Genomic DNA, 19,692 nt, shown 5'->3' with positions numbered 1-19,692 from the left:
CGTTTCTCTTTCTTCTGTATAAAATTGTCAAAGAACAGACAGCCTCAAAACCGTCGAAAACTCACCCGCTTAACTCCGCGACCCAATCTCAGTCATCAGAACCTTTCGGCCCAAACTCTCAATCTCGTCTCGCTCCGTCTCTGCGGTGCCGGGTATCTAATCCACAGTGCAAACCGTGTCAACCCATTTTTTTCAAGAAATTCACAGCCTTATCAACCGTTCCTTCCTCAATACATCAACAAAGCTTTCACCTCGCCAACGCCGCCAAACCAAACAATCAAAACCGAAATCTTAATCGCCTAACTCAACTCCAAGGACGAAACATTCTGTCGCTTGCGACGATCGCCGCCCTCGGTGAGCGCCATATAGACCCCACTCAACAAATCTGTCAACGTTCATTCATAAAAAAATACAAAGTTTCTTTCCACAGACAAAACCAGGCAACTTTACCAAACATTAAGCAGCAAGATGGGCTGATTCCTGCGGGACGCAACGAAAGCGCGTCGATATGACGGGACGCAACATGTCTAATTCCTGTTTTTGGACAGAGCCTTTCCAGGGCAAAAATTCTACGGCTACGTGCCAATTAAATACATGAAACAGAAACGGTCGGAATGTGTTGGCGCAACTCTCGAACGCAATGGCAGCGCACGAGGCCCTGGCGTTTACTCCGCACTGTCGTTCACTTAGTCGCTTGTCAGTTTCACGCATGAAACGAGCATTGATGACCAGACGGCTTTGCCCTAACAGGTTCAAGCCTCAGTCTGTTAAAGAGCGTGCAGATTGGCGGCTGACCAAGAGCAGATTTTTCGGCAGGGTAATGACCTGGCCAAAGATTGTATCGAACACAAGGACAAGGAAACTGATCATGACCGATAACGCGATCGAAGCAGCAACACAGCGGATTTATGAATCACTTGCGGCGGATAACGTGGATATTGATCTCCATATTGCCAGCCTGAAGGCCGCAATGGCGCAGGCAGGCACGAAAGAAGTTGTTCTCGACCCAGGCAAACTGGTCCAGAGTAATCGTTCGGGCCGCAAGCTTCTTCAGGCTTATTTTCGCCAGCGTGGCGTGACAGTCAGCTATCTCGCATCGTAGAATGTGCCATGACGGAAGCCCGAACAAGATAGGCTCGGACCCGATTGTCGACGCAAGCATTGGCATTATCCGGGGCGCAAGCGAAATGCAGCGCCCGCTGACGACCACTGACACGGCCCAGGCCGGAGAAGATCTGATCTATTCCCCAGGCAATAAATGGGCGTAATCTTCCTGCAATCCACGCCGAGCAAACCGTAGAAGCGAAACGATTGAGGACTATTGCGTGCGCCTGTTGCTGGTCGAAGATGAAATACAGATGGCGGAAGCGCTCCGCGTGGCTTTGGCGCGTTATGATATGATTGTCGATCACGTCACCGATCTGGAAAGCGCCGAGAACGCGGTGGATGACCATGTCCATGATGTCATTGTGCTTGATCGTCAGCTGGCCAGTGAGGATGGTTTGAATCTTTTAAGCTACCTTCGCAAGAAATCCTACAATATTCCGGTCATCGTGGTGACCGCCCGCAGTGCGATGGAGGAACGGGTCGCCGGTTTGGATCAGGGCGCGGACGACTATCTGGGAAAACCGTTCGCTGTCGAAGAACTGGTGGCGCGTTTGCGCGCGCTTCTGCGACGACCACCGGTCATTGCGCCTCTGGTTCTAAGTGTCGGCGATCTGGTCTATTTGCCTGGTGATCGAGAGGCGCGGGTTCAGGGTCAGACTCTGGACTTGCCACGGCGCGAATTGCTGGTTTTGGAATCGCTGATGCGCCGGCAGGGAAGAACGGTGTTAAGACGCGTTCTTGAAGAAGCCGTCTACAGCTTCGATGACGAAATCCAGTCCAATGCGTTGGATTCTCATATTTCACGTTTGCGAAAGAAACTGAGCGAGGCAAAGGCAGGCGTCGAGATTCACGGCATCCGTGGTGTTGGCTATCTGTTGCGGGCGCTGCAATGATCCGCTTTCAACGCAACTCCTTGCGCCGAAGGCTGATCTGGCAATTGCTGCTGTTCCAGGCGGGGTTTCTGATCCTCTTTGTGCTTGCTTTTGTCGCCTATCTGATAGGCGCGAAGGATGGCGGCGCCCTGGTTGACCCTGAAATCACCGAAATCGCAGCGCGGGCCATCATCCGGGACGATGCTGGAAAGCTTGCGATCGTCGAAACGTCGGAGCTGATAGCCATGCGTGAATCTGCGCCCGATCTTTGGTTCGTTGCCCGGAGTGATAAAGGAGAAGTGGTACAATACGGGCCGGTGCCTGCGCTTTACCAGGATTTTGGTGATATTCTTGATCGCATCACTTTCGCTGATATTCGTGACAATCTGAATTCTTATTTTCTCTCCGCCGTCATCCGAAACGTCAAAGGCACGGCCGGACATTTGACGATCATGGGCAAAGGGAATTTGCTGAGCATGACATTTGTCGTGGTCGTCCTTTCAAACCTGCTCACTATTCCTATTCTGGGCGTGCTTGCGCTGATTACGGTGTTTGCCATTCCGTTCATCGTCAAGCGTGGGTTTGCGGACATATCAAATGTGGCGGCACAGGCGGAGCTGATCGATATCGACAGTCGCGGCATGCGTTTGTCCGATCAGGGCGTCCCGGCTGAAGTTCGCCCGCTTGTGGAAGCAATCAACAGAGCATTGCGGCGCCTGGATGAAGGCTATGAGCGACAGCAAAGATTTATCCTTGATGCAGCGCATGAGTTGAGAACGCCGGTTGCGATCCTGCAGACCCGGATCGAGGGCATGCCGGAAAGCGATTTCCGAACCCGTGTGCTCGCCGATGCGGCGCGGATATCCGCCCTTTCCGAGCAGCTGCTTGATCTGCAGCGCATTGATAAAGCGACGACGACGTTCAAGCCGGTCGATCTGACATGCTTGTGCGAAACAGTGGTCGCAGATCTCGCTCCGATCGCCATCGCTGGCGGATATCAGCTGGCTTTGCTTGCAAGTGATAACCGTTCGAGCGTCATGGGAGACGAAGGTGCTCTGCAACGGGTTTTAACAAACCTCGTTCAGAACGCGATCCAGCATGCCGGCAGACAAGGAACAATCTGGGTGAAAGCCAGTGATCCAGGCGCCATCGAAGTATCGGATGAGGGCAACGGGGTTCCAGACGGGGAACGTGAACGCATTTTCGAGCCGTTCCATCGCGTGCAATTAACCGATCGTGGCGCCGGTCTGGGACTTAATCTGGTCAAGCAGATCGTCGCTCGCCATCATGGCTCGGTAACGGTTGGCGAGAGCGCAAGCGGCGGCGCGTCGTTTCGAGTGACACTCCCGCTCACAACCCGACACGACTGATGTTCAAAGTGCTGTTTCAAGGTCTTCGAATGGATTGTTGCGCTGTCGCAATTTTTCGTGGTGACAGTTCCTACCGGCCCGTCTGGAAATCACCTTGCCGCGCGTTCTGCGGGCGACCATGCGAAAGGATTGGTTGAGATGCGCACGCTGGCTTTTTTGATTTTTTGGGCAGGCATCGGTTCTTGTCTAGCCTGTGAACCCGCCAGCATCGACTGGCAGCATTTTTTTGCTCAGTACGATCGCAATGGAAATGGGCAGATTTCTGAACGTGAATTCAAGCGCGTCAGCGGCTTTTTCCCGTATCACTGGCCCAATCGGCCAAATCTTAGCCACCGCGAACTTTTTGCAAGACTTGACATCAACCAGGACGGCGCCTTGGACCAGGACGAACTTTCAGGCGTCTACACGCTGCTCTCCAACCCTTACCTTGGACTACCGGATTGATCTTTTTTTAAAAACTGATCAGGCAAGCTCTTTTTGCAGAACGGTTTCCAGCCATTCAATAAACACATGAAGTCGCCGCGAAAGATGCTGCCGATGCGGATAGAGCAAGGTCATGGGCATGGGTGCTGCCTGAAATGCCGGCATGACTTCCAAAAGTTCCTTTGAAGCCAAGTGGTTCTTCACATCATAGGCCGGGATTTGGATCAGTCCGAGCCCGGCCAGACAACAGGCGATGTAAGCTTCAGCGCTGTTCACAGTCACGCGCCCCCTCATCGGAATATGGTGCAGCCCGGTTTCATCAACCCATTCCCAATCTTCGACGCGCCCGTTGCTGGGCGATGCGTAGTTTACAGCCCAATGATGCTGAAGGTCATCTGGCACGCAAGGCATTCCATAGCGCGAAAGATAGTCGGGTGCTGCGACATTGATCAAAGGAAGGTGGCCGAGCGGACGAGCAATCAGCCCGGAGTCGGCGAGCGGGCCCACGCGCAGCACGCAGTCGACATTGTCTTCGACCAGATTGATTGCACGGTCGCTTACCCCGAGCTCGACATCGATATCCCTGTAACGATCAAGAAAATCCGCAAGAGCAGGCGCAATGATGAGACGGCCTATTCGACCGGGAACATCGATACGGATCTTGCCTGACGGCTGCGAGCGGACTTGACGAAAGAGATTTTCGGTCTCCTCGACATCAGCAATGACGCGTTGGCAGCGCTCATAAAAGGCCAGACCATCATGGGTTGTGGAAACATGTCTGGTTGTCCGGTGCAGGAGCCTTGTGCCGATCCGGATTTCCAGCTCGCGCACCGCAGCCGATACGGATGAGCGCGGCACACCCAATGTCGCTGCAGCGCGTGTGAAACTGGCGCAATCGACCACGCGGATAAAAATGCGAAACAGATCAATCCGATCCAAAGCGGCTCCCATTCCCTATTGTGCAGATTCTCTGACAAGTCTTGTCAGATTACGGTGCTTTATCTTCCATTTCCAGACGATACCTTGTTCGGGCAACTGCGACGCATGCAGGTTACCGCCTTTTATCTGGAGAAATGAACGATGATTGATCACAGCATTGAGGGAAAAACAGTTCTCATCGCCGGCGGCGCAAAGAATCTTGGCGGGCTGATCGCACGCGATCTCGCAAGCCAGGGCGCCAAGGCTATCGCCATTCACTATCATGATGCTTCCGCAATGTCTGAGGCGCAGCAAACTGTGGCGGCAATCAAAGCATGCGGTGCCAACGCAGTGGCTCTTCAGGGCGATCTGCGCACAGCTGCAGCCGTTGAGACGCTTTTTGCGGAGACTATTTCAGCGATTGGCAGGCCCGATATCGCCATCAATACGGTGGGCAAGGTATTGAAAAAGCCGATCCTTGAGATCACGGAAGCCGACTATGATGCCCTGAGCGCAATCAATGCCAAGGCGGCCTTTTTCTTCATCAAGGAGGCGGGGCGTCATCTTCAGGATAATGGAAAACTTGTCACGATCGTCACATCCCTGCTTGGCGCCTTCACGCCCTTTTATGCTGGCTATGCCGGCACCAAGGCACCGGTCGAACACTTTACCCGGGCAGCTGCCAAGGAATTTGGCGATCGCGGGATCTCAGTCACAGCGATCGGACCGGGTCCGATGGATACGCCATTTTTCTATCCTGCAGAAGGCGCTGATGCGGTGGCTTACCACAAAACTGCGGCGGCGCTCTCGAACTTCTCCAAGACCGGCCTGACCGACATTGCGGATATCGTGCCCTATATCCGTTTCATGGTCTCGGATGGCTGGTGGATGACGGGTCAGACCATCCTCGTCAATGGTGGCTACACCACCAAATGAGTGTCGAGCAGCCTTCAGACCTTCCAAGTTCCGTTTGCTGCCACGCCGCTTGACCATCGAAGATCTGCCGTCTCCAATGGAATTGCGAAACGGTTTTGTGAGCACGTCTGACGCGATCAGAACTCTTGCAGAGCTCTGATATCTGAAGGAAGGGTGGCAAGCGCGCGGGTTCCACGCGCCACGCCTCAGCCTTCCTCTAGCAGGGTTGCGGCTGCATCTGGCGGCGCCCAAGAACGACCAGACCCAGAGCGAGCAAAGCAGTCACACCGCCTGCAACAGGCACAAAGGCGTAACTCACACCTGCCTTGATCACCGCACCACCAATGGTTGCACCGATGGCGTTGCCAAGATTGAACGCTCCGATATTGATGGATGAGGCAAGTCCGGGCGCCTCGGAAGCCGCCTGCATGACCCGCATTTGCAGAGGAGGAACGATTGCAAATGCGGCGACACCCCAGATGACGAGCGTGATGCTTGCGGAAAGTGAATTCACCAATAGGAGCGGTGACAGAAGCATCACGGCGGATAAAAGCGCGAGAAAGAGAATTGCTGCGCCATTCAGCGACCAGTCAGCAGCGCGGCCGCCGATATAGTTGCCAATTGTAAAACCCAACCCGATCAGAACAAGCGACAGCGTCACGAAATTATCGGAGGCGCCGGTCTCGGCCTTGAGGATCGGTGTGACATAGGTGTAGAGGACGAACATTGCACTGGCACCCAGCACCGTTGTCAGCATCGGCAGCACGACATCCGGACGGCGCATTACCTGCAACTCGCGGCGGATGTCTGGCCTCTGGCTAGCCTGGCCCTTTGGCAAGGCCGCAGCCAGTCCGGCAATGGTCAGGAGACCCAGCAGCGCTGTCCCGCCGAATGCTTCACGCCAGCCGATGTGCTGACCGATCCAGGTGGCAACTGGCACCCCGCCGACATTGGCGATGGTCAGTCCCATGAACATGGCAGCGACCGCTCTTGCCCGCTTTTCCGGGGCGACGAGGCCGGCGGCGACCACGGCACCAAGACCGAAATAGGCACCGTGGTTCAAGCTGGTGATCACACGTGCAAACAGCAGCGTCCAATAGCCCGGCGCCAAGGCAGATATGATATTGCCCAAAGTGAAGATCACCATCAGGGCAATCAGTGCTGAACGCTTGCCAAAACGCGAAAACACAAGCGTCATAACGGGTGCACCAATCATGACACCGACCGCATAGGCGCTGACCAGCAGACCTGCAGAGGGAATCGACACGTCCACGCCTACGGCGATGACCGGCAGCATGCCCATCGGTGCGAATTCAGTGACGCCAATCGCGAAAGCGCCCGTCGCCAGTGCCAGCAACGGCCAGTTAAACCGGCTTCCTACCATTTTAAACCTCGATGATTGATTTTTGGGCGCCCGACGGCGCGAGAAAGTGAACCCTGCTCCGAGATAGATCGGCAGGGCAGAATTGACAATGCAACTACAAAGCATATGTTTTATGAATTGATTTCATAGGTGATGCAGATGGATAATCGTGCTGGAGAGATGGATGTGTTCTTACGTGTTGTCGACACCGGAAATTTCTCCGAGGCGGCGCGGCAGCTGCATATGGCGCCCTCGTCTGTGTCAAAGTTGATTAGCCGTCTTGAGGCGCGATTGGGCGTTCGGCTTCTGGAACGATCCACCCGCAGTCTTTCCCTGACGGCTGAGGGGCGCCGATATTACGAGCGCGGCCAGGGATTGCTTGCAGACCTCGACGATATCGAGCGCGACGTCTCGCGCGGTGGACGGGGCACAGGCGGTCTTGTTCGCATTACATCATCGGTCGGTTTTGCGACCGTCGCAGTCGAGCCATTGCTGCCTGAATTCTGGCGGCTGCACCCCAATATCGTCGTGGATCTGTCATTATCGGACGAAGTGATCGATCTCTATCTCGACCGGACCGATGTCGCCTTTCGCATCGGCGTTCTGGGCGACTCTTCTCTGACTGCCACCAAGCTGGGAACCGCGCGGCGCAGGATCGTCGCCTCCCCCCATTATCTGGAAAGACATGGCACGCCCGCGACCCTCCGGGAATTGGGCGCTCATCAATGTCTCGGTTTCAATTTCCGACGCTCAACCCAAGTTTCTGCATTGCGCAATAGTCGTCGGACGCTGGATAGCGTGACCGACCAGCGCCTGCTTGCCAATAATGGCGAGACGGTGAGGCGAATGGCGGTATTGGGAATGGGCATTGCACAATTGGGCGAATATCATATCCGTCATGAGCTGAAATCCGGTGCCCTGGTTGAAATCCTGACAGAGGAGACGAGCGGCGATACGGAGGATTTACACGCCGTGTTCATGGGCGGCGAACGCTTGCCACATCGGGTCCGGATCTTTCTCGATTTCATGGTTCCCAGATTGCGTCATTATCTGGCGACAGGAGGAGGGGAACAGAGACGATAGACGAGCGGCCCATTTGCTCGCTGCCAAGCCAGGCAGTCCTGGCACAATCATGCCAGGACCAATTTGCATCAAGCGAGAACGCCTGCCCTGCTTTCAGCTCAGGGTCAGCGCAGGGTGATAGCGTTGTCGCTCAGGCCGGCCTTCAGGGTATCAATGATATCATTCCTGGTCTGATAAAAATCGCGCGAGCTTGCCCAATATTCGATGCGCAAGGTAATTTTGTCGGCGGTGAGATCGTCTGACATGACGCGCGGAGCGGGGTTGCTACTAACCCGCTGATCGGATTTTATGATCTGCGCGACGGTCTGTTTTACGGATTGGATATCGCTATCTGCAGCAACAGCAATGGATAACAACTGGCGACGCTGTGCTTCGCGGCTGAAATTGGTGATCGGCGTGTTCCACAAAGTGGAATTGGGCGCCATCAGATAAAGTCCGTCTTCAGTTTTAAGTTCGGTCGCAAACAGACCGACTTCGGAAATCGTACCTTTTACCGAGGCAGTCTCGATATATTCGCCGACCCGGAATGGCCGTAGCACCAGCAACATGATGCCGGCAGCGATATTCTGCAGTGTTCCTTGCAATGCCAGTCCTATCGCCAGACCTGCAGCACCCAGCGCCGCGATGATAGAGGCTGTCTGAACGCCGAACTGGCCGAGAACCATCACCAGCACCAGCAACAGCAGGGCATAATGTAGAACGCGTGAGAAAAAGCGCGCCAGCGTCTCGTCGATGCCACGTACATTCGACAGACCCCGATAGGCCCAGCCACTGAGAAAACGGGCGATCAGCCAGCCACCGACCAGCAGGATAATGGCACCCAGTAAAGAGAGACCATATTGAATTGCCAGAGCCCATAATTGTCCAAGTCCGCTAGGCACAGCGGTAAACGCATTCGTCATCTGTTGATCCATTCGAAAATCTACTCCTTGAAATCTGAAACCGTTTGAATCCTTCAATATATTCCGTGCATGACCGCGTCGTAATGCTCTTCAATTGCGGCGGTACAATTGCAGGATTTCTTTCGCAATGCCGTCTCGTCTTGGATTGTGACCACGCCCCTGCCGGTGGAGATAACGCCTTCAGCGCGCAACTGGCCGATGGTGCGTGTGACGAATGTCCTGCCGACACCGAGCATTTCCGAGAGTTGATCATGGGTCAGTTCAAAATGATCGGAACTGGTTCGTGCGGCCGCTGCCAGCAACCATTTGGCGGTGCGTTGGGTGATTGTATGGGTGGCATTGCAGGCGGCGGTCTGAAACACCTGAGCCATCAGACAGTCGGAATAGCGGGCAAACCAGTGCCGCAAAGCAATGGATTCCGTCTTCACCTGTTCAAGCGCTGCGGTTTTGATACGATAGAAGCGACCCGGATTGCGCACCAAAGCGGTGGCATAGGCTGGCAGACTGCCATTGGAAACGATGCCACCGATCGCACCTTCCCGGCCAATCAGCGCGATTTCTACGGCTGGATTGTCATCATCGACCCAGCGCTGAAAACTGGCCATCGCCGGACCGCAGGGAAACCAGGTATGGACGACATCATCACCTGCTTTATGCAGGATGGTTAAGGCATCAAGCTCGAATATCATGGTGTGAGGGGCTAGCTTTTGACGGTCACTCTCGCTCAACATCATCAAAAGAAGATTGTCGGAGAAATCTTGCAGCGCCTGAACATTCATTGAAATCCATCCCTATTTCATGCAGAGCGTCCATTAGTGGACAGACGATAACCTCCGCCTATGTTACTTTTAGACATAACATCGATAACTGATTGGAAAATCTGAAATTGCTGATCCCTGGAATATTTCAAGACGAGTAGAAGCAGACTGGACGACACAGTTGCCGCGATTGAAACCCGTCACTCCCACCTTCTTCCCCGCCAATAAACATTGTTCCTCATTGTCTTTGTGAGAAAGTGTGCCGTCTGAAATGTCCATATCCGAGCCTGTCAATCTAACCAATTGCGATCGAGAACCTATCCACATTCCGGGCTCAATTCAGTCACATGGTGCAATGCTGGTGATTGATCCGTTCCGTCAGCGTTTGATGTATGCCTCATCCAACGTCCCTTCCCTAACGGGTTATCAGGGTGATTTGATCCCTGGCATGGACATTTCTTTGATTGTTGGCGAAAAAAATGCCCATGATTTTCGCAATGCGGCCGCCAAGGCGCGCGAGCCAGGCCTGTCTTCGATCATCATCGGATTCCGGTTGCCGGGCGTTGCGGGTCTTTTTGATGCAATGGTTCACACGCATCAGGGCAAGACATTTGTCGAGTTTGAACGCTGCCCGGATCGTGGCCAGACCGCAAGGCAGGCGCTCGATCTGACCCGATCCGTCATCCATCGCCTTGGCCGGGAAGACAGCGTCGAACGGGCTGCTTCGGTTGCGGCAAAACTTGTCCGGGCCATGCTCGGATATGACCGGGTGATGGTTTATCGCTTTTTGCACAATGGCGCGGGTCGCGTCATAGCCGAAGCGAAATCATCCGCACTTGGCAGCTTTCTCGGACAACATTTTCCTGCAAGCGACATACCGGTGCAAGCGCGGAAACTCTATATCAGCAATACGATAAGAATGATCTCGGATACGGCCTCGCGTCCTGTGGAGCTCATACCAGCGCTCGAAGTGGGTGCGGATCCGGTCGACATGTCTTTTGCGCAATTGCGCAGCGTTTCGCCAATTCATTGCCAGTATCTCAACAATATGGGTGTAGCGGCTTCACTTTCGATATCGATTATTGTTGATGGGGCGCTCTGGGGCCTGATTGCCTGTCATCATGACACGCCCAAAGTGACCCCATTGCCTTTGCGCATTGGCGCTGAACTGTTTGGGCAGTATTTCTCCTTGCACATAGCCGCCTGCGAGCGCAGAGCGACACTCCGGGCCGCAGCCGAGGTGCGGACCAAACTTGATGAACTTGTGTCTCGGTTGAGCACAAACAACTCGATGCGTGACGATCTGATCGCGCAATTGCCGGAATTTGCCAAGCTTGTCTCCAGCCATGGCGCAGCGCTGTGGATGAATGATCACTGGTTTCAGACGGGGGATGCACTGGATGAGCAGACCACCCGCGCGCTGTTAGAGATTGCCAAGAAGCAAGCCCCCGGTGATGTCTGGTCGACTGCGCATCTGGGAAGCCATCTTGACCACCCTATCGCAAATGTTGCCGGAATGATCGCCATTCCGCTGTCCGTCACCTTTGGGGAATATCTTGTTCTGTTCCGCAACGAGGAGGCACATCAGGTCGAGTGGGCTGGTGAGCCGGCCAAGACCGTTGTGTTAACACCGTTTGGGGAGCGGCTGACACCGCGCGGCAGTTTTGAGACCTGGCGCGAAGATGTGCGCGGGCAATCCACGCCGTGGACTGAGGTCGATCTGTCGGTAGCCCGCGCCATTGCCACCTATTTGCGCGATGTCATCCTTCGGCAGAGCGAGATTTCGGAAAAGGAACGCATTCGCACCGATCAGCGCCGCCGTATCTTAAATGCAGAACTCAATCACCGGGTTAAAAATATCCTGTCGCTTGTCAAATCCATCGCCCGACAGACCGGGATGGGTGCTCAGAGTGTTGAAGACTACGGGCAAACTCTGGAAGGGCGGCTTCGCGCGCTCGCCTCGGCGCATGATCAATCACTCGATGGCTCAAAGAGCGGCCTGATTGGCACTTTGGTTGAAACCGAAGCTGATCTTTATCGCGATAATGCAGCTCCGGACAAAGTGATCATAGAAGGCCCGCCTCTTGGTCTCGATCAACGGGCCTATGGTGTCCTTTCGCTTGTGATACACGAGATGATGACCAATGCTGCCAAATATGGCGCGCTTTCCACGCCGCTGGGTCAATTGCGCATTCACTGGAAACTCTTGCCCACGGGAGAATGCGAAATCAGCTGGCTTGAAACCGGTGGGCCGGTTGTCGTGCAACCGACACGCACCGGATTTGGCACAAAGCTCATCAGAAGTTCTTTCGAATACGATCTGCGCGGCAAGGTACACATTGAGCACCGATCGACAGGGTTGTTTGCCACTTTTGTGATTCCGGCGAGCTCAGTCGCAGCTGCAGATATTGAGCAGCCCGATGTTAAAGCGATGCAGGCACCCGCGCTCTTGCCGCTTGATCATGCATCCATTCTGGTTGTCGAAGACCAAAGTCTGATTGCGATGGATGTGGAGGACACGTTGCGGTCGATGGGTGCTGAGGATGTCCGGCTTGCCGGTGATCCAGAGGAAGCACTGCAAATGTTGCTGACATTCCGGCCGCAAGTGGCAATTCTTGATTTCAACCTTGGTTCGATCACCTCGGAGACAGTTGCAGAACAGCTCACGGCATTGGGGATACCCTTCATTTTCATGACCGGTTATAGTGATCATTCCTCTATTCCCGAAAGCCTCAGACAGATTGATGTGGTGCGCAAACCCATCAATGACGTCGCGCTCTCTGCAAAGCTCTCTGCTGCTCTTAAAAAGCCAAAAAACGGCCTATGATCCTCTCTCATCCTGGCCTTGAAGGTGGCTTACAGCATGCGTGAGCCCGCATCCATGCTGCTATTTGGAACGAAAACGCTGTTGACCTAGACATGGAAAGGCCGATCTGCAACCGGTCGTAACAAGACCGGTGCAGTGTGCGGCCGCATGCGTCTTCGGGTAAGACATCAGCACAGCCGTTTCATGCCTGCGCGATTTGCAGATGTGCCAACCACCGACCCCGCCGATATGAGGGGCAAACCAGCAACCCATCGGCCTTATCGCCAAGCAGTATGGCGAATTTGTCATTGTCTTATCAAAGACCGCGCAGCAGTTTGAAGGCGATGAACCACATCACGAAGCCGATGATTGCTTCAAGAATGCGCCAGGCATGCGGGCGGGCAAAGATCGGTCGCAGCCAGACGGCTCCATAGCCGAGCGTGAAAAAGAACAGAAATGAGCCGGTGACAGCACCGGCCGCAAATTCGAACTGCTGCCCCGGGAACCGTGTCGAAATTGTTCCGAGCAAGACAACAGTATCCAGATAGACATGCGGATTGAGCCAGGTCAGCGCCAGACACATGGCAATGGTTCTGGTGAAACTGGTTGCCGTCGCCTGTTCAACGTCCAATGCGCCTGATGAACGAAGTGCCGCGTAAAAACTCTTGAGCCCATACCAGATCAGAAAGGCCGCACCGCCATAGCGCATGACGGGATCCACAAAGGGCAGAAGCGTGACGATTTTCTGGAAGCTGGTGACACCGATGACAATCAGCACGGCATCGGAAAGCGCGCAGGTAAGACTGACAGCGAAGACATGTTGCCGGCGAATGCCTTGGCGCAGCACAAAGGCATTTTGTGCTCCAATGGCGATAATCAGACTGAGCCCAACGGACAGGCCCGTGATGTAGATTGCTGGATCCATCGGTGCATCTCTTTCGAAAACAAATCGAGAATGCCATAGACGCCGGAATTGCTTTAGCCTAATTAAATATCCTAATGCAAGTTAAGGGCAACTAACCCATGATCGACTATGCCGCGCTGCGGGTTTTGCAAACCATCGTTCACTGCGGCAGCTTCGAACGCGCCGCTCAGCTGTTGAATGTCACACCGTCGGCGGTCTCCCAGCGCATCAGGCAGCTTGAAGAACGTGTCGGAACGACGCTTGTGATCCGGGCGACCCCCTGTGTTGCAACAGAAAAGGGCGAATGGCTTTGCAGACACATGGAAAATGTCGGCATTCTTGAAACCGAGCTTTTCAAAAACCTGCCTTCCCTTGCCCGTGAAACCGACGCCTGCCAGCAGGTCACGCTCCACATCGCCGCCAATGCCGATAGTCTGGCGACCTGGTTTCTCACAGCCGCTGCCGCATTCACAAAGACATCGGATTATCTTTTAAAGATTTCAACAGATGATCAGGAGTTTACCGCAGATTGGCTCGCACGCGGCCAGGTTATTGGCGCCGTTACAAGCGCAGAAAAGCCGATAGCCGGCTGCAAGCGCCTTTCCCTTGGTAAACTGCGATACCATGCAACAGCCAGCCCAGAATTTGTGGCGCGTAATTTTCCTGCGGGCGTGACGGCCAAAGCGCTCGCCGCAGCCCCTTCGTTGACATTCAATCAGAAGGACCGTCTGCAATCGAGCTGGATCAAACAAACCTTGGGCGAAGACGTGCAGGGGCCTCTCCACTGGCTCCCCTCCAGCCACGGATTTGTCGATGCATGCCTGATGGGAATGGGCTGGGGCATGAATCCTGTTCATCTGGTCAAGGATCATCTGGCGACGGGACGGCTCGTGGAGCTTCTTCCCGCTCAAACGCTGGATACGCCTTTGTACTGGCAGATCAACCGGCTCGCGGCAGACCGACTGTCGCTGTTGACCAAAACGATTGTCGCGGAAGCCGGGCGCGCACTTCTTTAAGCACGATCGATTTTACAGCAGCATGATTGCAGATCAGCCGTGTGAGAACGCTACGGGCGTGCAGCCTCGCGAAAAATTGAGCCGGGAATGACGGCGCGGCGGCGCTTATTTATCGTTAGAATCCATCAACGCGTTGAAGTTGTGAAAAAATCTTCTAAGCATTGTGCATCGATTTAATTTTACAGCCTTTGGCTTAAAAGATGAAAGAGGCGATGAATGGTTGCTCAATCCAGGTCGGTGCGGATCATCAAAACCGTGATCGAGACCATCCGTCCACAGTTCAATATTGAATTGTGGGACGGGACGCGCATCGGCAATTTCGATGGGGCTGCCTTGGTTATCAATGATCCGACGATCGTTCGACAACTTCTCCTCAAGCCAAATTACGATTCCCTGATCGACATCTGGGTTTCGGGCCGTGTCGATGTCAGGAGTGGCACTATTTTTGATCTGGCCAATGCGAAGATTGACGGAAAACTCAAGCAGCGCATCAAGGAATTGCCAAAATGGCAGTTGTTGAAGGACCTGCCGGCGCTTGTTTTTGCTGGAAAATCAGCCGCGCGGTCGGCAGTGGTTGGTAAAGCACCTTTTGTCAGCGGCTCCAACAAGGAGGCGATCACCCATCACTATGACGTCTCTAATGCCTTCTACCAATTGTTCCTTGACGAGCGCATGGTCTACACATGTGGCTACTTCACCGACTGGGCCAATGACATTGACCAGGCACAACAGGACAAGCTCGAGCTCATCTGCCGCAAGCTGCGACTTCAGCCCGGCGATCGTCTGCTCGATATTGGTTGCGGCTGGGGCGCTTTGCTTATCTATGCTGCGCAAAACTATGGCGTTGTGGGAACGGGTGTCTCTCTGTCGGAAGCGCAGACGGCATTGGCGCGCGAGCGCATTCGGGCCGCAGGTCTTGAAGACAGGATCACCATCCACGTCAAGTCCTATGCTGAACTTAATGATCAGTTCGACAAGATTTCGTCGGTGGGCATGTTCGAGCATGTTGGCATTGAAAACTACGACACCTATTTTACGGCCGTGAACAGGTTATTGCGGCCGGGTGGTCTTTATATGCACCACGCCATCACCCGTCGCATGAAGCGGAATAAGAAAGCCTTCAATCGCAAGAGTGCCGAGCATCTCGCATTGGTGAAATATATTTTCCCCGGTGGGGAACTGGATCATCTGGGCATGACGATCGAGAATTTGGAAGGGCACGGCTTCGAAGTTCACGATGCTGAAAATCTGCGTGAACATTATGGCCGCACCTGTCGACTATGGTGTGAGCGGCTCAGCGCCAATTTCGAACAGGCGGTCGCTGAAGTCGGCTATGCGAAGGCGCGCCTATGGGTGTTGTATCTGGCGGGTTGCGCCCTGGCTTTTGAACGGGGTACCGTTCAGATTAATCAGACTGTGGCTTCCAAGCGGAAACGCGGCATCTCAGCCGTCCCGCAAACACGCGAGGATATCTACCACGATTTTCGCAGCGGCGAGAAACTGCGCTCCGGATCCTGAGTGAAACAAGCCCTCTTGAATGCCAACAACAAGAGGGCTTTTTTCTTAGTTCTGCTGCATCACATCACGCCACAGGTCGATGCTTCCTTCACCGGCATGACGGTCGATCTCCTTGAGTTCTTCGTCAGAGAATGCCAGGTGGTTGAGCGCATCGAGCGAGTCATCAAGCTGCGCGACCGTGCGCGCTCCGATGAGAGCGGAGGTTACACGCGGGTCCCGTAGCACCCAGGCAATCGCCATCTGTGCCAGAGATTGGCCTCTGCTTTGCGCGATCTTGTTGAGTTCTCGCACCCGCGCAAGATTGTCTTCGCTCAGCAGTCGTTCGTTAAACGACCCGCCCTTTGATACGCGTGCATCGGTGGGGACACCGCCAAGATATTTTGATGTCAGGAGACCCTGTGCCAAGGGCGAGAACGCAATGCAACCGGTTCCCAGATCATCGAGTGTTGCGAGGAGTTCACCTTCCACCCAGCGGTTGAGCATCGAGTAGGACGGCTGATGGATCAGCAGCGGCACGCCTTCTGCGCGTAACAATGCTTCGATTTCGCGTGTGCGCTGAGGATTATAGGAGGAAACACCGATATAAAGTGCCTTGCCCTGGCGAACCATCTGCACCAGAGCACTCACGGTTTCCTCGAGCGGGACATCATTGGTCGGACGGTGCGAGTAGAAAATATCGACGTAATCCAACCCCATGCGCGCAAGGCTCTGATCAAGCGATGCCAGCACGTGCTTGCGCGAGCCGCCGCGACCATAGGGACCGGACCACATATCCCAGCCGGCCTTTGTCGAAATCACCAGCTCATCACGATGGTCGCGAAAATCTTTCTTGAGCACGGTGCCGAAATTCTCTTCGGCCGAGCCAAAGGGGGGACCGTAATTATTGGCGAGATCGAAATGAGTGACGCCGCGATCAAATGCCCGCCGGATAATCGCGCGGCCGGTTTCAAACACATCTGCGCCACCGAAATTCTGCCAGAGACCCAGCGAGATCGGTGGCAGTTTCAAACCCCAGCGTCCGGTTGCGCGATAGTCGACAGCTTCATAGCGCTGCGCATCAGGGATATACATGTGCTCTCCGTTTCATTCCTGCGGGCTGGCTGCCCTGTCACCTTCAAGCAATACCCGCCTCGAATGGTTGAATCAATCACCGCAAATTCAATGGATCGTTTAGTTCTCCTCAACGATGAAGCGGTTGCAGTTCCCGTATGGTCTTGATCAGCATCTGCAATCCATAGGGCAATTGGCGACGACTTGAATAATAGAAGCTCAGCGGTGGTCCGGGAGAGGCCCATTCCGGCATCAGGATCTTCAAGCGCCCTGCCGCCACATAGGGTTCGGCGAGTTTTTCAAGGCAATAGGCAATGCCGGCACCTGACAGCGCTGCTGCGATGGAAATATCGGTGGATCCGGATATCAGTGAGCCAGGTACATCGATCTTGAGATGGGCGTCGCCACGATCAAACTCCCAATGGTAAATCTGCCCGCGCCCGGTTCTGATGCGGATGCAGGCGTGATTCATGAGATCACCCGGGTGTTCGGGATGGCCGGCGCGGGCAAGATAGCCGGGCGATGCCACAGCCACCCAGTTGAGCGTCGTGCTGACAGGCACTGCGATCATGTCTTCCGGGATGGATCCGGCATATCTCAGCCCGGCATCAAAGCCCTCGGCCGTGACGTCCAGAAAGTTATCCTCTGCGGCGATTTCCAATTCAATATTAGGGTAGCGCTCGCAGAATACCGGAAGGACCGACTGCAGCAACAGCGGCACGGCATCCTTGAGCACATTGATGCGCACACTTGCGGCGATGCCGCTGAACTGCCCCTGTAACTCTTCGAGGCCGCTATTGATGATATCGAGTCCTGCAGCGACTTTTTCAGCCAGCACCGCACCAGCCGCGGTGGGTGCCACACTGCGGCTGGTGCGGTTGAGGAGACGTATTCCAAGATGGCTTTCCAGCGCCTTCATGCGGTGACTGAGCGCGGAGACCGAGACATCAAGCTGATCTGCCGCCTTGCGAAAGCTGCGGTGGCGAACGATCATCAGGAAGACAGCGAGATCCGAAAGCTGGTTCTTGTTGGCGACCAAGGCGCGCCCCTCCTGATCGATACAGATATTGATGATGGTCGGGTGTGGCCAATGGCCATCTCTTTCCTGCACCGGTCCCGACGACGAAAGCAAGCCGCAATTTGTGTGGCGGACGGCACCGCATTGCATTCCCGGCGATCAAGACATCCTCAGCCTTGTGAAATCAGCTTCGGCATTCGGATTTGAATGTATTGAGCGGCAACTTAATTTCTGCAGCGGAACGGTTCATGATACCGACAGACCCATCTCGCACAGCATTTCGAAGTGACCGAATTCAAACAGCGTCGATCACCGGAGTGGCACTGTTGTTTTGTGCCAGGCGATCCTTATCAACCAAAGGCGCATCGCTGTCTCCCAAAGGCTGATTGACCCCGAAAATCGCCCATGCAACTACTATTAGCTAGAATAATAACTCATTGAGCGCGATCATGTTCGACTACTGCATTGTGGGAGGCGGGATCGTCGGGCTGGTAACAGCCTGGGCGATATCCCGCGGTGAGCCGGACGCCCGTGTTCTGCTGCTCGAGAAGGAAGAGCGTCTTGCCGGACATCAGACCGGTCATAATAGCGGCGTCATTCACGCGGGCATTTATTACCAGCCTGGAAGCCTGAAGGCGGAACTCTGCCGCGCCGGGGAGCGAGCCACCAAGGCGTTTTGTGATCAGTACGGAATTGTTTACCGCACGCCCGGCAAACTGGTGGTGGCGACCAGTCCGCTTGAATTGCAACGCCTGCAAGCGCTACAGGAAAACGCGGCAGCGAATGCCATTCAATGTCGAATGGTTGAGCGGGATCAGCTGAAGGAAATGGAACCCTCGATCAGCGGCCTCAAGGCACTGTTTGTTGAGCAAAGTGGTATTGTCGATTATCAGGCGATCTCGACAACGATGGGCGCTTTGATCGAGCAAGGCGGTGGCACGATCAAGCTGGGCATGCGTGTCACATCGCTTGAGGAGCGCGCTGATTGTGTTCGCATTCATACCGATCAGGGCATTCTGGAAAGCCGCTATGCGATCGCCTGCGCCGGACTGCAGGCCGACCGGCTGGCACGGCAGTCGGGCTTGAGTGTGGATTTTCAGATCATACCGTTTCGCGGCGAATATTATGCGTTGCGTCCGCAACTGAACAGGCTTGTCGAGCGCATGATCTATCCGGTGCCTGATCCCGCAATGCCATTTCTCGGAATCCATCTGACGCCGATGATTGATGGCAGTTTGACGGTGGGACCGAATGCGGTCTTGGGACTTTCCCGTGAAGGCTATGGCAAATTTTCCACCAGCATGCGGGATATTGCCACCTATATTGGATTTTCGGGCTTCTGGAAGGTGATGCGGCAGCATCTTGCTTCTGGTGCAGAGGAAATCAGGGACAGTCTGTTCAAATCAAGCTATCTTGAAAAATGCAGAAAATACTGTCCATCGCTCGAGCTGGATGATCTGCTTCCCTATCGAGCCGGCATCCGGGCGCAGGCTGTTTCCAGCACCGGTAGCCTCATCCATGATTTCAAGCTTTTGCAAACGCCGCGAAGCTTGCATGTCTGCAATGCCCCCTCACCCGCAGCCACCTCCGCCATCCCGATTGGTGAACTGATCTTCAGGCGCACAAAGTCCGACCCGATACATCACTGATTGTACCGCTGCGAATATCG

At 54.6% G+C, this 19,692-nt stretch carries 18 protein-coding genes; 11 read left to right on the top strand and 7 right to left on the bottom strand.

Going from position 1 to position 19,692, the window contains the following annotated elements:
* From CEV34_RS27220 to CEV34_RS15450, 5 genes are all read left to right on the top strand, one after another.
* A partial coding sequence (locus CEV34_RS27220; RefSeq protein ID WP_210199575.1) for a hypothetical protein occupies window positions 1-512 on the top strand: 512 nt, incomplete at its 5' end.
* 356 nt (window positions 513-868) lie between these two features.
* Complete coding sequence (locus tag CEV34_RS15465) at window positions 869-1,102, top strand: hypothetical protein (protein ID WP_094543913.1); 234 nt, start codon at window positions 869-871, stop codon at window positions 1,100-1,102.
* 223 nt (window positions 1,103-1,325) lie between these two features.
* The gene (locus CEV34_RS15460; protein WP_094543912.1) at window positions 1,326-2,000 is read left to right on the top strand and encodes a response regulator transcription factor; all 675 of its coding nucleotides are present in this window, start codon (window positions 1,326-1,328) and stop codon (window positions 1,998-2,000) included.
* On the top strand, window positions 1,997-3,349 hold the full coding sequence (locus CEV34_RS15455; RefSeq protein WP_094543911.1) for a sensor histidine kinase: 1,353 nt from the start codon (window positions 1,997-1,999) through the stop codon (window positions 3,347-3,349). The genes CEV34_RS15460 and CEV34_RS15455 overlap by 4 nt, the downstream gene beginning before the upstream one ends.
* 138 nt (window positions 3,350-3,487) lie before the next feature.
* A complete protein-coding gene (locus CEV34_RS15450) occupies window positions 3,488-3,793 on the top strand; it encodes an EF-hand domain-containing protein (RefSeq protein ID WP_007880529.1) in 306 nt (101 codons plus the stop codon).
* An 18-nt stretch (window positions 3,794-3,811) separates the two neighbouring features.
* On the opposite strand, the gene CEV34_RS15445 is transcribed toward CEV34_RS15450, so the two are convergent.
* The gene (locus CEV34_RS15445) at window positions 3,812-4,711 is read right to left on the bottom strand and encodes a LysR family transcriptional regulator (RefSeq protein ID WP_007880531.1); all 900 of its coding nucleotides are present in this window, start codon (window positions 4,709-4,711) and stop codon (window positions 3,812-3,814) included.
* Window positions 4,712-4,852: 141 nt separating this feature from the next.
* Between CEV34_RS15445 and CEV34_RS15440 the strand changes: the two genes are divergently transcribed.
* The gene (locus CEV34_RS15440) at window positions 4,853-5,626 is read left to right on the top strand and encodes an SDR family oxidoreductase (protein WP_007880533.1); all 774 of its coding nucleotides are present in this window, start codon (window positions 4,853-4,855) and stop codon (window positions 5,624-5,626) included.
* 196 nt (window positions 5,627-5,822) lie between these two features.
* On the opposite strand, the gene CEV34_RS15435 is transcribed toward CEV34_RS15440, so the two are convergent.
* Window positions 5,823-6,989, bottom strand: a complete 1,167-nt coding sequence (locus CEV34_RS15435) for an MFS transporter (protein ID WP_094543910.1) — start codon at window positions 6,987-6,989, stop codon at window positions 5,823-5,825.
* Window positions 6,990-7,127: 138 nt separating this feature from the next.
* Between CEV34_RS15435 and CEV34_RS15430 the strand changes: the two genes are divergently transcribed.
* Window positions 7,128-8,051: a LysR family transcriptional regulator gene (locus CEV34_RS15430; RefSeq protein WP_094543915.1), complete on the top strand. Its 924-nt coding sequence runs from the start codon at window positions 7,128-7,130 to the stop codon at window positions 8,049-8,051.
* A gap of 104 nt (window positions 8,052-8,155) precedes the next feature.
* On the opposite strand, the gene CEV34_RS15425 is transcribed toward CEV34_RS15430, so the two are convergent.
* Window positions 8,156-8,965, bottom strand: coding sequence for a mechanosensitive ion channel family protein (locus CEV34_RS15425; protein WP_007880539.1), 810 nt, complete (start codon window positions 8,963-8,965; stop codon window positions 8,156-8,158).
* Window positions 8,966-9,006: 41 nt separating this feature from the next.
* On the bottom strand, window positions 9,007-9,732 hold the full coding sequence (locus tag CEV34_RS15420) for a Crp/Fnr family transcriptional regulator (RefSeq protein WP_007880540.1): 726 nt from the start codon (window positions 9,730-9,732) through the stop codon (window positions 9,007-9,009).
* Window positions 9,733-9,982: 250 nt separating this feature from the next.
* Here CEV34_RS15420 and CEV34_RS15415 point away from each other — a divergent pair, with 250 nt between their 5' ends.
* A complete protein-coding gene (locus CEV34_RS15415; RefSeq protein ID WP_094543909.1) occupies window positions 9,983-12,538 on the top strand; it encodes an HWE histidine kinase domain-containing protein in 2,556 nt (851 codons plus the stop codon).
* A gap of 295 nt (window positions 12,539-12,833) precedes the next feature.
* On the opposite strand, the gene CEV34_RS15410 is transcribed toward CEV34_RS15415, so the two are convergent.
* Window positions 12,834-13,442, bottom strand: coding sequence for a LysE/ArgO family amino acid transporter (locus CEV34_RS15410; RefSeq protein WP_094543908.1), 609 nt, complete (start codon window positions 13,440-13,442; stop codon window positions 12,834-12,836).
* Window positions 13,443-13,540: 98 nt separating this feature from the next.
* On the opposite strand from CEV34_RS15410, the gene CEV34_RS15405 reads away from it, so the two are divergent.
* Window positions 13,541-14,437, top strand: a complete 897-nt coding sequence (locus CEV34_RS15405; protein ID WP_094543907.1) for a LysR family transcriptional regulator ArgP — start codon at window positions 13,541-13,543, stop codon at window positions 14,435-14,437.
* A 216-nt stretch (window positions 14,438-14,653) separates the two neighbouring features.
* The gene (locus CEV34_RS15400) at window positions 14,654-15,955 is read left to right on the top strand and encodes an SAM-dependent methyltransferase (protein ID WP_094543906.1); all 1,302 of its coding nucleotides are present in this window, start codon (window positions 14,654-14,656) and stop codon (window positions 15,953-15,955) included.
* Window positions 15,956-16,000: 45 nt separating this feature from the next.
* Here the strand turns inward: CEV34_RS15400 and mgrA are convergent, their stop codons facing one another.
* Window positions 16,001-17,026 (bottom strand): L-glyceraldehyde 3-phosphate reductase, encoded by a 1,026-nt coding sequence (mgrA, locus tag CEV34_RS15395; RefSeq protein WP_064322784.1) that lies wholly within the window; start codon window positions 17,024-17,026, stop codon window positions 16,001-16,003.
* 109 nt (window positions 17,027-17,135) lie between these two features.
* Entirely contained in the window at window positions 17,136-18,116 is a 981-nt protein-coding gene (locus CEV34_RS15390; protein WP_231194233.1) for a LysR family transcriptional regulator, read from the bottom strand.
* A 356-nt stretch (window positions 18,117-18,472) separates the two neighbouring features.
* Between CEV34_RS15390 and lhgO the strand changes: the two genes are divergently transcribed.
* Complete coding sequence (gene lhgO / locus CEV34_RS15385; RefSeq protein WP_210199574.1) at window positions 18,473-19,672, top strand: L-2-hydroxyglutarate oxidase; 1,200 nt, start codon at window positions 18,473-18,475, stop codon at window positions 19,670-19,672.
* Window positions 19,673-19,692 lie beyond the last annotated feature (20 nt).

The organism is Brucella pseudogrignonensis (genome assembly GCF_002252525.1).
Classification (GTDB): Bacteria; Pseudomonadota; Alphaproteobacteria; order Rhizobiales; family Rhizobiaceae; genus Brucella; species Brucella pseudogrignonensis.
The sequence above is the reverse complement of the archived record's forward strand: the minus strand, read 5'-3'. Positions and strand labels throughout refer to the sequence as shown.

Bases quoted from the DNA above. Each gene is read 5' to 3' on its own strand.
- CEV34_RS15405 (WP_094543907.1), top strand. From the start codon at position 13,541: ATGATCGACTATGCCGCGCTGCGGGTTTTGCAAACCATCGTTCACTGC.
- CEV34_RS15410 (WP_094543908.1), bottom strand. From the start codon at position 13,442: ATGGATCCAGCAATCTACATCACGGGCCTGTCCGTTGGGCTCAGTCTG.
- CEV34_RS15415 (WP_094543909.1), top strand. From the start codon at position 9,983: ATGTCCATATCCGAGCCTGTCAATCTAACCAATTGCGATCGAGAACCT.
- CEV34_RS15435 (WP_094543910.1), bottom strand. From the start codon at position 6,989: ATGGTAGGAAGCCGGTTTAACTGGCCGTTGCTGGCACTGGCGACGGGC.
- CEV34_RS15455 (WP_094543911.1), top strand. From the start codon at position 1,997: ATGATCCGCTTTCAACGCAACTCCTTGCGCCGAAGGCTGATCTGGCAA.
- CEV34_RS15450 (WP_007880529.1), top strand. From the start codon at position 3,488: ATGCGCACGCTGGCTTTTTTGATTTTTTGGGCAGGCATCGGTTCTTGT.
- CEV34_RS15400 (WP_094543906.1), top strand. From the start codon at position 14,654: ATGGTTGCTCAATCCAGGTCGGTGCGGATCATCAAAACCGTGATCGAG.
- CEV34_RS15430 (WP_094543915.1), top strand. From the start codon at position 7,128: ATGGATAATCGTGCTGGAGAGATGGATGTGTTCTTACGTGTTGTCGAC.
- CEV34_RS15440 (WP_007880533.1), top strand. From the start codon at position 4,853: ATGATTGATCACAGCATTGAGGGAAAAACAGTTCTCATCGCCGGCGGC.
- lhgO (WP_210199574.1), top strand. From the start codon at position 18,473: ATGTTCGACTACTGCATTGTGGGAGGCGGGATCGTCGGGCTGGTAACA.
- CEV34_RS15465 (WP_094543913.1), top strand. From the start codon at position 869: ATGACCGATAACGCGATCGAAGCAGCAACACAGCGGATTTATGAATCA.
- CEV34_RS15425 (WP_007880539.1), bottom strand. From the start codon at position 8,965: ATGGATCAACAGATGACGAATGCGTTTACCGCTGTGCCTAGCGGACTT.
- CEV34_RS15420 (WP_007880540.1), bottom strand. From the start codon at position 9,732: ATGAATGTTCAGGCGCTGCAAGATTTCTCCGACAATCTTCTTTTGATG.
- mgrA (WP_064322784.1), bottom strand. From the start codon at position 17,026: ATGTATATCCCTGATGCGCAGCGCTATGAAGCTGTCGACTATCGCGCA.